General features: G+C 63.5%; 10 protein-coding genes and 1 tRNA gene. 4 read left to right on the top strand and 7 right to left on the bottom strand.

Annotated features, from left to right (window positions below; translation table 11 throughout):
- Nucleotides 1–29: 29 nt before the first annotated feature.
- Both ACHMXB_RS04725 and ACHMXB_RS04720 read right to left on the bottom strand, forming a co-directional pair.
- Nucleotides 30–1,577: a hydantoinase/oxoprolinase N-terminal domain-containing protein gene (locus ACHMXB_RS04725; protein WP_395403185.1), complete on the bottom strand. Its 1,548-nt coding sequence runs from the start codon at nucleotides 1,575–1,577 to the stop codon at nucleotides 30–32.
- Nucleotides 1,574–2,929: a purine-cytosine permease family protein gene (locus ACHMXB_RS04720; RefSeq protein WP_395403183.1), complete on the bottom strand. Its 1,356-nt coding sequence runs from the start codon at nucleotides 2,927–2,929 to the stop codon at nucleotides 1,574–1,576. Before ACHMXB_RS04720 ends, ACHMXB_RS04725 begins: the two co-directional genes overlap by 4 nt.
- A 175-nt stretch (nucleotides 2,930–3,104) precedes the next feature.
- Here ACHMXB_RS04720 and ACHMXB_RS04715 point away from each other — a divergent pair, with 175 nt between their 5' ends.
- The 3 genes from ACHMXB_RS04715 (at nucleotide 3,105) to ACHMXB_RS04705 (ending at nucleotide 6,537) form a co-directional block, all read left to right on the top strand.
- A complete protein-coding gene (locus ACHMXB_RS04715; RefSeq protein WP_395403181.1) occupies nucleotides 3,105–4,196 on the top strand; it encodes a DUF917 domain-containing protein in 1,092 nt (363 codons plus the stop codon).
- A 38-nt stretch (nucleotides 4,197–4,234) separates the two neighbouring features.
- Nucleotides 4,235–5,779 carry a PucR family transcriptional regulator gene (locus tag ACHMXB_RS04710; RefSeq protein ID WP_395403179.1) on the top strand — a complete coding sequence of 515 codons (1,545 nt, stop codon included), beginning with the start codon at nucleotides 4,235–4,237 and terminating at the stop codon, nucleotides 5,777–5,779.
- 569 nt (nucleotides 5,780–6,348) lie between these two features.
- The gene (locus ACHMXB_RS04705) at nucleotides 6,349–6,537 is read left to right on the top strand and encodes a hypothetical protein (RefSeq protein ID WP_395403177.1); all 189 of its coding nucleotides are present in this window, start codon (nucleotides 6,349–6,351) and stop codon (nucleotides 6,535–6,537) included.
- Between the two features lie 80 nt (nucleotides 6,538–6,617).
- Here the strand turns inward: ACHMXB_RS04705 and ACHMXB_RS04700 are convergent.
- A tRNA-Leu gene (locus ACHMXB_RS04700) sits at nucleotides 6,618–6,699 on the bottom strand.
- Nucleotides 6,700–6,905: 206 nt separating this feature from the next.
- Between ACHMXB_RS04700 and ACHMXB_RS04695 the strand changes: the two genes are divergently transcribed.
- A complete protein-coding gene (locus ACHMXB_RS04695) occupies nucleotides 6,906–7,511 on the top strand; it encodes an ANTAR domain-containing response regulator (RefSeq protein ID WP_395403175.1) in 606 nt (201 codons plus the stop codon).
- Between the two features lie 153 nt (nucleotides 7,512–7,664).
- Here ACHMXB_RS04695 and pyk read toward each other — a convergent pair whose 3' ends face one another.
- The 4 genes from pyk to lgt form a co-directional block, all read right to left on the bottom strand.
- Complete coding sequence (gene pyk, locus ACHMXB_RS04690) at nucleotides 7,665–9,185, bottom strand: pyruvate kinase (protein ID WP_395403173.1); 1,521 nt, start codon at nucleotides 9,183–9,185, stop codon at nucleotides 7,665–7,667.
- Nucleotides 9,186–9,250: 65 nt separating this feature from the next.
- The gene (locus ACHMXB_RS04685) at nucleotides 9,251–10,708 is read right to left on the bottom strand and encodes a glutamate synthase subunit beta (protein ID WP_395403171.1); all 1,458 of its coding nucleotides are present in this window, start codon (nucleotides 10,706–10,708) and stop codon (nucleotides 9,251–9,253) included.
- The gene (gene gltB, locus ACHMXB_RS04680; RefSeq protein WP_395403169.1) at nucleotides 10,701–15,317 is read right to left on the bottom strand and encodes a glutamate synthase large subunit; all 4,617 of its coding nucleotides are present in this window, start codon (nucleotides 15,315–15,317) and stop codon (nucleotides 10,701–10,703) included. The genes ACHMXB_RS04685 and gltB overlap by 8 nt, the downstream gene beginning before the upstream one ends.
- Before the next feature lie 267 nt (nucleotides 15,318–15,584).
- The gene (gene lgt, locus ACHMXB_RS04675) at nucleotides 15,585–16,865 is read right to left on the bottom strand and encodes a prolipoprotein diacylglyceryl transferase (protein WP_395403167.1); all 1,281 of its coding nucleotides are present in this window, start codon (nucleotides 16,863–16,865) and stop codon (nucleotides 15,585–15,587) included.
- Nucleotides 16,866–16,872: the final 7 nt, after the last annotated feature.

Genomic DNA, 16,872 nt, shown 5'->3' with positions numbered 1-16,872 from the left:
ACTTCTTGCAGTCAGCGTTTCCGGTGGGGCTATTTCGACGCCGGCAGATCGCCGACCGCTTTGACGCGTACCCGGGACGCGTTTCCTGGCAGATAGGCCAGTGGCAGCTCATCGATCTCCACGATTTGGACAGTGCTCGCTTTGGCTCCGGCAGCTATGGCCTTGCTGATTGCTTCCTCCCTGGCTTGGTCGAGCACTTCGTCGCGCTTTCCTGCCGGGATAGCAAAGATACGGTCGACTTCGCCGCCGACTTGGGCTATAGCGGCGCCGATGGCATTCGCTACTCCGGAGTGCCCCGGACGGGCAACGTCACTGGCGCAGGCCATCTGTTCTGGTACCAGGAACGCACCGCCGCCGACTGCGACCACTGGGACGAGGTCGGAACTGGTGCGCATCCGGTCTACCGTTTCCGCGATCCTTCGGTGGATCTCATCTTTGGCCGCCTTCACCATTGAAGGATCCAGATGGCTGACGCGGCCGGGGTCACCGATCTCCGCGTCACCCGCCGCGACCATGATGTCGGTCGCCGTCAGAGTTGTGCCTCCGAAAACGAGTGCCTCCTCCGTGACTCTGTAGCCAACGCTGTCCGGTCCGACGGTCACACCGTTGTCGAACCTGATGCGGCTGCCGCCGCCGAGGCCGACGGACAACACATCAGGCATACGGAAGTTGGTTCGGATTCCCGCCACCTCGATTTCTGTTGCCGCTTCGCGCGGAAAGCCGGACTGGAGAACTCCGACGTCCGTCGTTGTTCCGCCAACGTCGACCACAATGCAGTCTTTGAGGCCCGAGAGGTACGCGGCGCCGCGCATTGAGTTGGTTGGTCCTGAGGCAAAGGTGGCCACTGGGTATTTTCGGGCGAAATCCACATCCATCAATGTGCCGTCGTTCTGGCTCAGGAACAGCGGGGCGTGGATGTTCAGCGCCATCAGGGATTGATCGAGTGAGGAACACACATCTGCTGAAAGCTCACGAAGGGCGGCGTTGATGATTGTTGCGTTTTCCCTCTCGAGGAGCCCCACCCTGCCGATTTCGTTGGAAAGGCTGATCGGAAGTTCCGGAAACTCGGCGTTTATGATTTCCGCTGCCCTCTGTTCGAACTCCGAGTTGACGGGGGAAAACACGGACGAGATTGCGAAGCTGCGTGCCCCTTTGGCTACGGCGTCCTGGGCTGCCCTGCGTATCTCGTCATGATCGATCGGAGAGATTTCCCGTCCGTCGAACTCGTGACCGCCGTGGCACATATAGGGCAAGGCGTGCAACGCTTCCGTAATTCGTGCCGGCCAGCCCACGAACGGCGGCAGTCCGCCAGTTGCAGGAAGTCCGAGCCGGATTGCCGCCGTCGGCGCCAACCGCTCGGCTTCGACTAGTGCATTGATGAAATGCGTGGTGCCGATCATGACGGCGTCTACGTCGGCAGGATCAAATGAGTACGCGCTCTGTAGTCGGCGGAGGGACCCGGTAATCCCCTGTCCGACGTCACTCATTGTCGGACTTTTTACACCTGCGAGGACCTCGCTTCCGTCAATGAGTACCGCGTCCGTGTTGGTGCCGCCGACATCGATGCCTATCTTCACTTGAATTCCTCCTGCAGTTCGCGTTTTTCAGTAATGGGTCGGCGTGAGAGCGCCTCTTCGGATGTTCCTCTGATCAGGCCGAGTTTGCCCGCGATGACGTAAAGAATCAGGGAAGCGCCAAGCGAGTTCAGGGACCCTATCCCCCATGGCAGGAACGTTCCGATCAGCACCGAGGCAGCCCAAACCACCAGGGTCCCAAGGACCCACGTGGGCTCTGTTGCCGGCAGCCCGGGGGCAGATGCGGATAGGACGCTTCGCCACTTCTTTACGATGTAATATTCGGCGACCATGATGCCGGCGATGGGGGGGAACGTGACTCCGAGCAGGATTAGGAAATCCACAAAGTAGTTCAGTATTCCGGCTGCGGCGAGTGCGCTGCCGAGGATCCCGATAAAGATGGTGACGCTCGTGCGGCTCACTCGCTTCTTGAATACTGTCTCGACGAAGTTCACAATGCCCAGGGATGCCGAGTACAAGTTCCAGTCGTTCATCTTGATCGTGCCGGCAACGATGATGACTGTGCCGACGAACCCGCTGCTGGACGTGACAATTGCGATGATGTCGTTGGTCTTGAGTGCGTGGGCAAGGAGAACGCCGGCGATGGCCACCATGAATTCCCCGAGGGTGACACCGAGGAGTGTCTGCTTGACCACATCAGAGGGTTTGCGGTTGAAGCGCGTCATATCGGGGGTGATTACCATGCCGACAATGAATCCGCCTGCCACCAGTGTTGTCCCGGCGGCCAGGCTAAGGACCGGTCCCGGAGCCGGCTGGTTGACCAGGTCGCCGAGGTTGTGCTTTTGCAGCTCAGAGACGATCGACCAACCGGCGAGCAGGAGGAACGCGGGGATCGTAATGTACGCGGTCCAGGCCATGCTCTTGAAGCCGTAAATGACTATCGCGGTCACGGCGCAGCCGACCGCAAGGGACCACGCCCATGCGGGAATAGCGGGCGCCAGCTTGGCAAGCCCCTCAGCGGCCACGCCGCTTTGGACACCAAACCAACCGACCAGGCTAAGCGAGATGAACAGGGCGATGATGCTGGATCCATGACGTCCAAAGCCGGTCCATCTAGCGAGAACCGATGTCGAGAGGCCTTCTTTTTGTCCGAGGATTCCCGTCATGATGGCAACCACCTCCAAGATCACTGATCCAAGGAAGATGGCGAGCAAGGCGGTGGGAAAGTCCATTCCAAAGCCCAGGGCTGCACCCAGAAGGAACTGAGAAAGCGCCGACATCTGGCCGAACCTTTGAACCGCCACCGACCACCAGCTGTAGCGGGCGTGGTCAGGCACACGCTCGAGGGCGTAGTCCTCCTCCCCCGCGTGCTTCTTATCAGTAGTTGTTGCCATCGGTACTCCTTGGCTATGAGGTACCCACCCGGAAGAGATCACGGGTAGGAGGGAATGAATAGAAGCTACGGCCCCGTGGCGGTCGTTATCAATGGTTCCTCTGACTACTAAATACAGTCAGGGTGTGCATACTTAACACATTCGTCCCTCACGCACGCATCCGAAGGAGGCAGCCATGTCTTGGCTCCTAACGGCCACGGACCTCGAAGCGTTAGAGTTTGGCGCAAGAATGCAGGGCTCGGGAGGGGCCGGCGACACACATGCCATGTCTCTCTTGACGCGGAATCTGTTGGAACGTTGCGGTGGCGTGACCGTATTTCGGCCAAGTAAAATCCTTCCTGGCGATGTCGTAGTGGCCGTTGGCCTAGCGGGATCGCCACTGGCCTTCAGCGAAAAGCCCAGCGGACCGGAGCCTTACGTAAGTGCTTTTGATGCGGTTGCGCAGAAATTTCCAGGGCGGCGAGCACTTGTCTGTGCCTTCGAAATGGCCGGGATCAATGCCTATGCACCGATCCTGGTGGCCGCGGCCCTGGGCATCCCGCTGGTCGACATGGATGGCATGGGGCGAGGACTTTCAGGACTGCACCAGACAACGTTCAACGCGCACAACGTCTCGCTGACTCCTTGTGCCCTCGTAGACACTTCGGGGAGACGCGTCGAAATTTCGGGATCAACCGCCGAAGAATCCGAGCACGCCCTGCGCGTTCTCATGGGATTGTTTGGCGGCTGGGTGGCGTTCGCGGGGTACCCCATGGAGGGGCGACAGGCTAGGGAAGGCGGCATAGGCCACACCCTTCGACGAGCTTTGGAGCTTGGACGCCAGTTCCAGCAGTCCAGGAAACTAACGCAGTCCGTGAGTGATGCGATATCCCATTTTTGTTCCCACACTGCGGGATGTCTCTTTGTGGGGCGCGGGAGTGTTGTGGACGTTCAGTGGGAACCCGCCCCCCGTGATTCCGGTGCCGGGGGACAGGCCAAAGGAACGATGATTGTTCGGGCCGCAGGAAGATACCTTCGAATCGAGGCACAGAACGAATTCCTGCTGCTCGTAGACGAAGGCCGGCTGCTTGCCACGGCCCCCCAGATTATCTGCCTCCTGGACAGCCATACCGGCGTTCCCCTCCTCAGCGAGCGTATCCTGCCCGGTTACGGGGTAGACGTCGTTGTCTTTGAGGCCCCGGGCGAATGGAGCGACTCTGCTGCGCAGGCCTTGGTCGACATTTCCGGCTACGGGTACACAATCCCTTCCCTTGAAGACTCGCTGTGACAGCCCGGCTGGCCCTTCGGGAACTGCTGCGGTGTCCGATGCTGCTGAACAGCTCCGTGATTTTGGAACACCCCGATTCGAACTTTACGTTCATCTGCATCAACGAGATCAGCGCCAGCGGCGCCGCCACCACTGCCTATCTTGATCCACCAGATGAAGCGCAGGTCAGCAATCTCGAAGGCATCTGGATATCCTCTTGGATTCCCTCCTATGCCCTGGAAATTCTGCTTCCACAGCTGAAGCGAAAGGGCGTGGGCGTGGTGATCCTGATACCAACCACGCCACAGGACTTCCAATTACTCTCGGAATTCGGCCCATCTACCCTGGAACTTGCGCGAAAACTGAAAATGAACGTGGTTGCGCTCCACCAGCCCCATGCGACTGTGGCCGTGGCCGCATCCCTCAGCAGGTTCATGGGGTCGGATCTCTGGACACGGTCCATTAATATGACGGCCTTCACCCACGCCGTCCACCAGATGGAGCCTAGCCCCGAGGGCGTCGTTTCTGAGCTCAGAAAGTATGTCAACGCGCGGATAGCAGTGATCAATTCGCTCGGCCTGCCACTAGCGGGCGCCGTGGAACGTCCGCTTGCATTCGGCAACGTCGGGGCGTCGCCCTTGTTTGACCCCAGCCAAACCCCAAACCTCATATCGGTTCCGTCGCCCCCGCTCATGGAAGACGACGACCCAGCGCTTTGGATACTCGCGGAATTCCAACCTGACGCCCCGCCCTTCGAGCTGGAGGCGGCACAAGAACTCATGGAATTAGGGGCCCTTTCGTTGCTCAGGTGGCTCAGCCGTCAACGGTTCGCGAGCGAGCAGTTTCAATCCGCAAGATCGGCGATCGTTTCACAGCTCGCTGTCGCTGGCGGAGCAATTCCGGATCACGTCATCTCTCAAGCTCTCAGTGTCGGCTGGAACTTAAACGGATGGCACACCCTCATAAGTGTTCGTGCCCCACGGAAATCTCTGGCCCACGACATCGGACGAATGCTTCCAGCCGCTTTGAGCCGGTATGACTACACAGTGGACTCGTCCGAATACATTGATCATTGGCTTGTCTGGGAAACACGGCAGGACCAACCAACGCGGGGAGACTACCGGGATTTCGTCGCCGCTCTGGATTCCATAAGACCACCGCCAGAAACAGGAATCGTTTTTGGCGTCGCCAGGCCACGACTTGGACCGGAAGGATTCGCAAGAAGCATCGCCGAGGCTGAAGACTTCGCTCGACGAGCAAGCTCTAGCAAAGGCCGCCGGCAGATTGTGGACGCCCAGGAATCCGCCGCCACCCAGCTGATCCGCACTACGCTCCACGATCCCGCACTGGTTCGCCAAGCCACGAAGTTTCTAAAACGACTCTCCGAACCAGACGCCGACCATCTGAGGAAAACGCTGAACACGTACCTTCAAAGCGAATCTAACCTCGCGGAGACGTCGCGCGCCCTTGCACTCCATCGAAACACGGTGGTCAAGAGAATCGAGAAGATCGAGGAACTACTGGATGCACCGCTCGAAAACCCCGACACCAAATTTGCCTTGCGCATCGCGCTGAGAATCCTGGAAATCTCCGCCACCGAGTAGCCGCATCGTCACCCTACAGCAGTGAAAGGCTCCGTGCTTGCTCTCAGATGAAAGCTCGCGTCGCTGAAGCCACGTAGAACAAGGCTTACTCAGCCTAGCTTCGCGGCCGCGAAATCCACGCGAATACTGCCCTCTCGATAGCCATATGCCCTGCCCTATTTAAGGCCCGCTCGGGATGCCGTTAGGGCTACACCGGCGGGCACAAGCGGCCCCCGGTCGTACGCCAGAGATGTCCATCAATTCGCAGGAGCTCGCCGCCCGGCGCAACGGACTCGTGGCGCCCGGCTACGCCCGCACCTCATCGGCCGTCAGCGGAGCCCTCTGCAGACCCGTGAGCTCTCGTCGACTTCGGTCATGCTGCTGTGCACGGCATGGGCAATGAAGGGATATGAGCAACCAGCAGGCAGCAGGCACCACCGCCCGGCCGGCTCACTCCAAACCCCAGCGTCATGTAGTTGTTCAACGCGGAGGCGATGATCAGGTATGAAGAACACACAGTGCAGCCGGCACCTCACGTCGGAACACCGCCCAAGATGCACACAGTCATGCAGTAGACGCCGGAGGTAACGATGAAGAAGCAGGAAGACACCACGAACCGGACAGGAGCAAACCCAGTGAAGTACCAAGAACGCGGAAAAGAAGACCGGGCCAGATTTTTCTCACGTCATGTTGCCCAGGCAACGAACGTCCATGAACAGGTAACGAACGACACCGGGTCGATCAGCAAGGCAAGCAAGGAGGCAACTGGCCAACAATGAAAAAGGCCCCCGAAGGGGCCCACAAGTGAACAAAATGTGCACACTCAGAGGCTAAAAAGCCTCTGAACAGGGAAAACACGTGCCCGAGGTGGGACTCGAACCCACACACCTTTCGATACCGCATTTTGAGTGCGGCGCGTCTGCCAATTCCGCCACTCGGGCGCGGAGTACACGGAGTAACAATCGTAGGCTCACAGCGAAGTGTGATCAACGCAGCCACTACCAGTGCGCGGAATTACTCTACATGCAGATAGGCTAAAAGCCAGAATCGCGCCACCGCCGTCGCAACAAGCCATGCCGATCCAAGTACAAGCGCGGGGCCCAACTAAGATAGTCATAGTCCCGCCGTACCTTTTCAAGGAGATCCCGTGTCAGAACCGACGGAGTCAAACACAACGTCCCAGCCGGCGCGCCGCGTAGTCGTGGCCGAAGACGAAACCCTCATCCGCCTGGACATCATCGAAATCCTGCGCGGCGAAGGCTACGACGTCATCGGCGAGGCCGACAACGGCGAGAAGGCCGTGCAGCTGGCCGAGGAGCTCAAGCCGGACCTCGTCCTCATGGACGTCAAGATGCCCGTCATGGACGGCATCTCCGCAGCCGAGAAGATCGTCAAGGCTCGCATCGCCCCCGTGGTGCTGCTGACCGCGTTCAGCCAGAAGGAACTCGTGGAGCGCGCCCGCGACGCCGGCGCCATGGCCTATGTGGTGAAGCCCTTCACCCCTGCGGACCTGATCCCCGCCCTGGAGATCGCGCTGTCCCGCCACGAGGAGATCAAAGCCCTCGAATCCGAGGTCACCGACCTGCAGGAGCAGTTCGCCACCCGCAAGCTCGTGGAACGCGCCAAGAGCCTGCTGACCACCAAGATGGGCCTGACGGAACCGGAAGCCTTCCGCTGGATCCAAAAGACCTCGATGGACCGCCGCCTCAGCATGCGCGAAGTGGCCGAGACCATCATCAACCAGGTCAACTAACGCCCCAAGGCAAACGAACAAGAAGGACCCCGGCAACGCGCCGGGGTCCTTCTGCTTTCCCCGAATCCCGGGAAAGAACCCAGGAAACAAAAAAGGAGGACCCCCGCCACCAGCAAACTGGTCCAGGCGGGGATCCTCCCTCTCAGAATTTAGCTACTCAGCCGGAGCCGCTGCAGCTTTGTCCTTGTTCTTCTTCTTCTTTTCCGGCCACGGGCCGAGCTTCTCCCGCTTGCCGGCGCCTTCACCCAGGCGCGTGGTGTCGGCGAGGTCGCCCACCTTGTGGACCTTCAGAGAGTTGGTGGAACCCGCTTTTCCGGGAGGGGATCCGGCAGCGATGACCACGAGGTCACCGTCTTCCACCAGTCCCATGTCCAGCAGGCTGCGGTCCACCTGAGCGGTCATTTCATCCGTGTGGCCTACTGTGGCAACGAGCTGCGGCTGGATGCCCCAGGTCAGTGCCAGCTGGTTCCACACGTGCTCCACCGGAGTGAACGCGAAGACCGGCTTGATCGGGCGGAGACGGGACAGGCGGCGTGCCGAATCACCGGACTGCGTGAACGTACAGATGTACTTGGCGTCCAGCTGGTCCGCGATCTCGACGGCGGCACGGGTGATCGCGCCACCGCGGGTCTTGGGCTTGGTGCCCAGCGGGGGGACGCGCTCCAGGCCGTGCTCCTCGGTGGACTCGATGATCCGGGCCATGGTCTTGACCGTCTCGATCGGGAACTTGCCCACGCTGGTCTCGCCGGAGAGCATGACCGCGTCGGCGCCGTCGAGCACGGCGTTGGCGCAGTCGGAGGCCTCCGCACGGGTCGGGCGCGGGTTGTCGATCATGGACTCCAGCACCTGGGTGGCCACGATGACCGGCTTCGCCCAGCGGCGTGCCAGCTCGATGGCACGCTTCTGCACGATCGGCACTTCCTCCAGCGGAAGCTCCACGCCGAGGTCACCACGGGCCACCATGATCGCGTCGAACGCGTCGATGATCTCGTGGAGCTGCTCCACGGCCTGGGGCTTTTCGATCTTGGCGATCACGGGCACGCGGCGGCCTTCTTCGTCCATGATCTCGTGCACGCGGGTGATGTCCGAGGCGTCGCGGACGAAGGACAGGGCAACGAGATCCACGCCGCGGCGCATGGCCCAGCGCAGATCGTCCTCGTCCTTTTCGCTCAGTGCGGGGACGTTGACGGCAACACCCGGGAGGTTGATGCCCTTGTTGTTGGACACAAACCCGCCCACGGTCACCTTGGCGACCACCTTGACGTCGTCCACCTCGATGGCACGCAGCGCCACCTTGCCGTCGTCGATCAGCAGCGCATCGCCCGGGTTGACGTCCTCGGTGAGGCTCTTGAGTGTGGTGGAGCAGATCTCCTTGGTGCCGGGAACGTCCTCAGTGGTGATCGTGAAGATGTCCCCCACCGCCAGCTCGTGGGGACCGTCAACGAAGCGGCCCAGGCGGATCTTCGGGCCCTGCAGGTCGGCCATGATGGCTACAGCCTTGCCCAGATCGGACGCGGCCTTTCGGACGTTTTCATAGGTGTTGTCATGCACGGAGTAGTCGCCGTGGCTCATGTTCATACGGGCTACATCAACGCCGGCTTCCAGCACCGCAAGGGTGTTTTCATAGCTGGCAATGGCCGGTCCAAAGGTGGCCACAATTTTTGCGCGTCTCATATACCTACCCTATTTGTCACTTGCATTGGTTAAGTTGTCGCGGAGATGAATTCCCCGGATCGGCGCTACAGGACAGCTATGGCGCGGTCCGTCGGAGCCACAGGCGCAGGAAGGATGGTGCTTCCCATCAGGTACTTGTCCACCGCGGCTGCGGCGGCACGGCCTTCGGCGATCGCCCACACGATCAGGGACTGGCCGCGGCCGGCGTCGCCTGCCACGAAAACACCCTCGGTGTTGGTCATGTAGTAGCCGTCGCGGGCCACATTGCCGCGGCCGTCGAACTCGGCGTTGACCTGCTCGGTGATCCCGGCCGGTTCAGGTCCGGTGAAGCCCAGGGACAGGAACACCAGGTCCGCGGGGATGATCCGCTCGGTGCCGGCCTTGGGGAGGCGCTTGCCGTCCACGAATTCGGTCTCTGCAACCTTGACGCCGGTCAGCTTGCCGTCCTCGCCCACGAACTCAACAGTGGAGGCGAGGTACGTGCGCTCACCGCCTTCCTCGTGGGCACTGGCCACCTCGAAGAGGGTGGGGAACGTCGGCCACGGCTGGTGGCCGGCTCGCTCCACCGGGGGCTGCTTGCCGATGGCCAGGGTGGTCACCGAGGCTGCCTGGTGGCGGTGCGCCGTGCCGATGCAGTCGGCACCGGTGTCGCCGCCGCCGAGGATGACCACGTGCTTGCCGCGGGCGTCGATGTGGTTCTCCGGGGACTCCCCTGCCACCACGCGGTTGGAGGGAACCAGGTAATCCATGGCGAAGTGCACGCCGTCGAGGTCGCGGCCCGGGATGGGCAGGTCACGCGGCACGGTGGCGCCGGTGGCGATGACCACGGCGTCGTAGCGGCGGCGCAGCTGCTCCCAGGTGACGTCCGTACCGACGGCGACGCCGGTGCGGAAGCGGGTGCCTTCGGCCTTCATCTGCTCGAGCCGGCGGTCCACCTGCTCTTTTTCCATCTTGAAGTCGGGGATGCCGTAGCGCAGCAGGCCGCCGATCTTGTCGTCCCGTTCGTAGACGGCCACGGTGTGGCCCACGCGGGTCAGCTGCTGTGCAGCCGCCAGGCCGGCAGGGCCGGAACCGACGACGGCGACCGTCTTGCCGGTGAGGCGGTGCGGCGGCAGCGGGTTGACCCAGCCGTTGTCGAACGCCTCATCGATGATGGACACCTCGACCTGCTTGATGGTCACGGCGGGCTGGTTGATGCCGAGCACGCAGGACGCCTCGCACGGGGCGGGACACAGCCGGCCGGTCCATTCGGGGAAGTTGTTGGTGGCGTGCAGCCGCTCAATCGCTTCCTCGCCCTTGTCCCGCCACATGAGGTCGTTCCACTCGGGAATCAGGTTCCCCAGGGGGCAGCCCTGGTGGCAGAACGGCACGCCGCAGTCCATGCAGCGGCCGGCCTGGCTCTTCAGGACACCCTTTTCCTGGGCCTCGTAGACTTCCTTCCAGTCCATGATGCGGACGGGAACGGGACGGCGCGGCTGGGTTTCACGCTGACGTACTTTCAGAAATCCGCGTGGATCAGCCACCGGTCACCTCCAGGATTCGAGACCAAACTTCTTCGCCGTCGGGGTCAAGGCCCTCTTCGATGGCGTCAAGACGGGTTTGCAGCACTGCGGCGTAGTCGCGCGGCAGCACCTTGGTTATGCGGGCAGCGGTGTCGTCGAAGTTGTCGAGCAGACGCGCGGCCAGCTGGGATTCGGTTTCTTCCACGTGCTTGACCAGCAGGCCGTGGACGATGTCGCGGTCCTCGGCGTCCAGTTCAAGGAGCTGGAGTTCGCCGGACTCGAGGGCCTGCTTGTTGACGCGTTCAGTCCGCAGGTCCAGCACGTAGGCCGTACCGCCGGACATGCCGGCCCCGAAGTTGCGGCCGGTGCGGCCGATGATCAGCGTCTGGCCGCCGGTCATGTACTCGCAGCCGTGGTCGCCGATGCCTTCAACAACAGCGGTGGCGCCCGAGTTGCGGACCAGGAAGCGTTCGCCCACCTGGCCGCGCAGGAACAGTTCGCCGCTCGTGGCGCCGTAGCCGATCACGTTGCCGGCAACCACGTTGCGTTCGGCCTGGAACACGTTGGTGCGGTCCGGGCGGACGATGATCCGGCCGCCGGAGAGTCCCTTGCCCACGTAGTCGTTGGAGTCGCCATACATGCGCAACGTGATGCCGGCAGGCAGGAAGGCGCCCAGCGACTGCCCGGCGGTGCCGTTCAGCGTGATGTCAATCGTGTCCGTGGCCAGCACGTCCGTGCCGAACGTCTTGGTCACGACGTGGCCCAGCATGGTGCCCACCGAGCGGTCGGTGTTGATGACGTCCACCGTGATCTTCACCGGGGCACGGTCGGTCAGCGCCTCGGCGGCCATGGTGATGAGCCGCTGGTCGAAGTGCTTGTCCAGCTCGTGGTTCTGGCCGGTCAGGTTCCGCAGCGGGGCGTCGTCGTCGAACTCGAGGCCGTGCAGGATCGGATCCAGGTCCAGGCCCTCGGCCTTCCAGTGGCTGATGGCGTCCTGGGTGTCCAGCATTTCGGCGTGGCCGATCGCTTCCTCGATGCTCCGGAAACCGAGCTCCGCGAGGATCTCCCGGACTTCCTCTGCGAGGAACTCGAAAAAGTTGACCACGAACTCCGGCTTGCCGCTGAAGCGGGCGCGCAGTTCGGGGTTCTGCGTGGCAACGCCCACCGGGCAGGTGTCCAGATGGCAGACGCGCATCATGATGCAGCCCTCAACCACCAGCGGTGCCGTGGCGAAGCCGAATTCCTCGCCGCCGAGAAGCGCGGCGATGACAACGTCACGGCCGGTCTTGAGCTGGCCGTCCACCTGCACCACCACGCGGTCGCGCAGGCCGTTGAGCATGAGGGTCTGCTGGGTCTCTGCGAGACCCAGCTCCCACGGCACGCCGGCATGCTTGAGCGAGTTCAGCGGCGAGGCGCCGGTTCCGCCGTCGTGCCCGGAAACAAGCACGACGTCGGCCTTCGCCTTGGTGACGCCGGCGGCAACTGTGCCGATGCCCACCTCGGAGACGAGCTTGACGTGCACCCGGGCCGAGGGGTTCGCGCGCTTCGCATCGTAGATGAGCTGCGCGAGGTCCTCGATCGAGTAGATGTCGTGGTGCGGGGGCGGGGAGATGAGCCCGACGCCGGGCGTCGAGTGGCGCGTCCGGGCAACCCAGGGGTAGACCTTCTGGGCCATCAGCTGGCCGCCTTCGCCGGGCTTGGCGCCCTGGGCCATCTTGATCTGGATGTCGTCCGCGTTGCTCAGGTAGAGGCTCGTGACGCCAAAGCGGCCCGAGGCAATCTGTTTGACTGCGGAACGGCGCTCCGGATCGAGCAGGCGGTCCACGTCCTCGCCGCCTTCACCGGTGTTGGACTTGCCGCCCAGCCGGTTCATGGCGATCGCGAGGGTCTCGTGCGCTTCCTTAGAGATGGAGCCGTAGCTCATGGCACCCGTGGAGAAGCGCTTGACGATGCTGGAGACCGGCTCGACTTCCTCGAGCGGCACGGCGGGACGCGCGCCGTCCTTGAACTTGAGCAGACCGCGCAGGGTCATCAGGTTCTCGGACTGGTCATCCACGCCCTTGGTGTAGGCCTTGAAAATGTCGTAGCGGCGCTCACGCGTGGCGTGCTGCAGCCGGAAGACAGTCTCCGGGTTGAAGAGGTGCGGTTCGCCGTCGCGGCGCCACTGGTACTCGCCGCCGCCCAGCAGGGGACGGTGCGGCTGCTCGATGCCGCCCTCGGGGTAGGCCATCTGGTGCCGCGCGGAAACCTCTGCCGCGATGACATCCAGGCCCACGCCGCCCAGCTGGGAGTGCGTGCCGGCGAAGAATTCGTCCACCAGTTCCTGGCCCAGGCCAAGCGCCTCGAACGTCTGGGCGCCGGTGTAGGACGCCACGGTGGAGATGCCCATCTTGGACATGATCTTCAGGACACCCTTGCCGAGGCCCTTGATCAGGTTGTAGACGCCGTCCTGCGGGGTCACTCCCACCACGTCGCCGGCAGCAATGAGCTGCTCAACGGATTCCATGGCCAGGTACGGGTTCACGGCGGAGGCGCCGTAGCCCACGAGTACTGCCACGTGGTGCGTCTCGCGGACGTCGCCCGCCTCGACCACCAGGGCGGTCTTGGTGCGGTTGGCGCTGCGCAGCAGGTGGTGGTGCACGGCGCTGACCAGCAGCAGTGACGGGATCGGGGCCCACTGGGCATTGGAGTCGCGGTCCGAGAGGACCACGTACTGCACGCCGCGGTTGATGGCACCGGACACCTGCTCGCAGATTTCGGTGAGCCGGGCACGCAGCGCATTCTCGCCGCCCTCGGGGCGGTAGAGGCCGCGGACCTTCATGGCCACGCGGTTGCCCTCGGCGTCCTCGATGTTGGCGATCTTGGCCAGCTGGTCGTTGTTGATCACCGGGAACGGCAGGGAGACCTGCGGCTGGCGCACCTGCTTGGTGTCCAGGAGGTTGCCGTTGGGGCCGATGGCGCAGGTCAGGGAGGTGACCAGCTCTTCACGGATGGCGTCCAGCGGCGGGTTGGTGACCTGCGCGAAGGACTGCACGAAGTAGTCAAAGAGCAGGCGGGGGCGCTTGGACAGCACGGCCACCGGGGTGTCGGAGCCCATGGCGCCCAGCGGCTCGGCGCCGGTGCGGGCCATCGGGCCCAGCAGGATCTTCAGCTCTTCGGTGGTGTAGCCGAAGGTCCGCTGGCGGATGTTCACGGACGCGGCCGTGTGCACCACGTGCTCGCGTTCCGGCAGCTCGTTGAGGTCGATCAGGTTGTCCTTGACCCACTCGGCCCAGGGATTCGCCGCGGCAACCTCGGCCTTGACCTCGTCATCACCGATGATCCGGCCGGCCTCGGTGTCCACCAGGAACATCTTGCCCGGCGAGACGCGGCCCTTCTTGACCACCTTGGAGGGTTCGACGTCGATGACGCCCACCTCGGAGGCGAAAACCACCAGGCCGTCCTCGGTGATCCAGTAGCGGCCGGGGCGCAGGCCGTTGCGGTCCAGGGTGGCGCCCACGAGTGCGCCGTCGGTGAACGACACGGCGGCGGGGCCGTCCCACGGCTCCATCAGGAGGGAGTGGTACTCGTAGAACGCCTTGCGTGCCGGGTCCATCGTGGCGTGGTTTTCCCAGGCCTCGGGGATCATCATCATGATCGCGTGGGTGATGGGGCGGCCGGACAGCCACAGCAGTTCGGCCACTTCATCGAAGGACGCGGAGTCGGATGCGCCCGGGGTGCAGATCGGGAACAGCTCTTCCGGCGAGTCGCCCAGCAGCGGGTTGGCAAGCTGCGACTGGCGGGCGCGCATCCAGTTCCGGTTGCCCTTGACGGTGTTGATTTCACCGTTGTGGGCGATGGTGCGGAACGGCTGGGCCAGCGGCCAGGACGGGAAGGTGTTGGTGGAGAAGCGCGAGTGGACGATCGCCAGCTTGGTCTTGAAGCGCTTGTCCGAAAGGTCCGGGTAGAACGGCTCCAGCTGGGCAGTGGTCAGCATGCCCTTGTAGACGATGGTCCTCGAGGACAGCGACGGGAAGTAGACGCCGAACTTGTTCTGCGCGCGCTTGCGGATGCGCCAGGCGCGGCCGTCCAGGTCGTTGCGCTCCAGCTGCTCGCCGGTTGCCGAGGCGAAGAACGGCTGGGAGAAGTACGGCATGCAGGCGCGCGCCATGGCACCGACAAGATCGGCGACGACGGGAACCTCGCGCCAGCCCAGGACCGTCAGGCCCTCGTCGGCGGCCAGGCCCTCGATGCCGGCCTTGGCGGCGCTGGCCTCGCGCTGCTCGGCAGGCAGGAAGGCGGTACCCACCACATACTGGCCGGGGCCCGGAAGTTCGAATTCGGCGACGGCACGGAAGAACTCGTCCGGCACCTGCATCAGAAGGCCGGCGCCGTCACCGGTGCCCTCGTCTGCGCCGACAGCACCGCGGTGCTCCAGGTTGCGCAGGGCGGTAAGGGCGGCGTCGACGATGTCGTAGCCGGGCTCGCCGCGCAGGGTGGCGATAATCGCAAGACCGCAGGCGTCCTTCTCCTGCTCGGGGTTGTATAGCCCGGCTGCCTCGGGGAGCGCCGCGAACCGCTTGAACGGCGATATGGCAGCGTCCGGCTGGTTCGGTTCGGACCAGCTGGGGCTTGAAAGAGTTTGGGTCATGGGAGACGTCCTTCCTCCTGATCGTGCGTATGGAAGGGACAACGTTGGCCCCACTCAGAGCGCCACTGTGATGGGCACAACAAAGTGTTACTGCTTACTGGAAATTGTAGGGCAGGCATGCGTGCTGAACTAACAGTTACGCAGGCTTCCGCCCCGGGGCTTTACCGGTCAGCAGCTCTATGCTGACCGGAGTTGGCCTCTGCCACGACGCTGTGGGTGTCGGGCGCTCCGAGCGGTAACTCTCTGCTGCCCTGGTACCGGTGCCTTCTAGCGTGAGCTGTCGGCTTCCGGTGCGGTCCCGGTGTCTGTGCCACCGGACTTTCCGGTGTTCCGCGACTCCGCGGCGGTTGGGGTTCCGCCGGTGGATGCCGGGACTGCTTCCGTTTGGGCAGAAGCTAGCCCGGGACCGTTTTGGTTATCAGGGAGATTACCACGCGATTCACTATCTGAGACAACAGGGTCCGTATCACGGACCGGATGGCCGGTCACATTCGGAGTGGACCCGGGGTCCTTTGACCCTTCCCCGGCCGTCTTTGAAACTACCGACCCCGAACCTTGCGTTCCGGCACCGGCCGGCGTCCCGCCGTCGGCCTTTGCGGCCTCAACGGGGGCGGGCTCCCGGCCCGGCAGGTAGACACTGTCCGCGTTGCCGTCCTTGCGCCGGCCCAGCCAGATGAACACGGCCAGCGCGGCGAGGAACACGAAGATGCTGGTCCAGACGTTCAGCCGGGTGGTGATGCCGAACAGGCTGATCTGCTCGGCGTCGTCAATCCGCATGGCTTCGATCCAGACCCGGCCCAGCGTGTAGTACATGGCATACAGCCAGAAGAGCCGGCCGCGGCGGAAGTGGAACCGGCGGTCCAGGGCCAGCAGGATCAGCACGCCCGCGATGTTCCAGAGCGATTCGTAAAGGAACGTCGGGTGGAACAGGGTGTCCGCCGGGTAACCGGCCGGGAAGTTGGCGTTGTCCGCGTCCACCTGGAGTCCCCACGGCAGCGTGGTGGGGCCGCCGAACAGCTCCTGGTTGAAGTAGTTTCCCCACCGGCCGAGGGCCTGCGCCAGCAGAAGCCCCGGAGCCGCGGCATCAAGGAATGCCGTGAGCTTGACCCCTGCACGGCGGCAGCCGATCCAGGCGCCGAAGGCGCCCAGCACCACGGCGCCCCAGATTCCGAGGCCGCCGCGCTGGATCTGCGGGATCAGGGACAGGTCCCCGGTGCCGTCGAAGCCCGGACCGAAGTACGCGTCCGGGGACGAGAACACGTGGTAGAGCCGGCCGCCGATGATGCCGAAGGGGATGGCCCAGATGGCGATGTCCCAGACACTGCCTTCAGGCGCTCCGCGCCTGGCCCAGCGGACCGACGTCAGCCAGAGGCCGACGACGATGCCCGCCAGGATGCACAGGGCGTAGGCATGGATGCGGAGCGATCCCCACGGCAGCGGGATATCGAACCCGGACCAGTCCGGGCTCGGGATGCTTGCGGGCACGATACCGGCTGAAAGCAGGCCGGTCTGTACCAGCGGCGCGGCTGCGGTGAGGAGCGTCAGCATGGTTGCG

This window comes from Arthrobacter sp. UC242_113 (assembly GCF_044054585.1).
In the GTDB taxonomy this organism is placed as follows: Bacteria; Actinomycetota; Actinomycetes; order Actinomycetales; family Micrococcaceae; genus Arthrobacter.
The sequence above is the reverse complement of the archived record's forward strand: the minus strand, read 5'-3'. Positions and strand labels throughout refer to the sequence as shown.

Excerpts from the sequence above, each read along its gene's own strand:
- pyk (WP_395403173.1), bottom strand. The coding sequence starts at position 9,185 with ATGAGACGCGCAAAAATTGTGGCCACCTTTGGACCGGCCATTGCCAGC.
- lgt (WP_395403167.1), bottom strand. The coding sequence starts at position 16,865 with ATGCTGACGCTCCTCACCGCAGCCGCGCCGCTGGTACAGACCGGCCTG.
- ACHMXB_RS04720 (WP_395403183.1), bottom strand. The coding sequence starts at position 2,929 with ATGGCAACAACTACTGATAAGAAGCACGCGGGGGAGGAGGACTACGCC.
- ACHMXB_RS04705 (WP_395403177.1), top strand. The coding sequence starts at position 6,349 with ATGAAGAAGCAGGAAGACACCACGAACCGGACAGGAGCAAACCCAGTG.
- ACHMXB_RS04710 (WP_395403179.1), top strand. The coding sequence starts at position 4,235 with ATGCTGCTGAACAGCTCCGTGATTTTGGAACACCCCGATTCGAACTTT.
- gltB (WP_395403169.1), bottom strand. The coding sequence starts at position 15,317 with ATGACCCAAACTCTTTCAAGCCCCAGCTGGTCCGAACCGAACCAGCCG.
- ACHMXB_RS04715 (WP_395403181.1), top strand. The coding sequence starts at position 3,105 with ATGTCTTGGCTCCTAACGGCCACGGACCTCGAAGCGTTAGAGTTTGGC.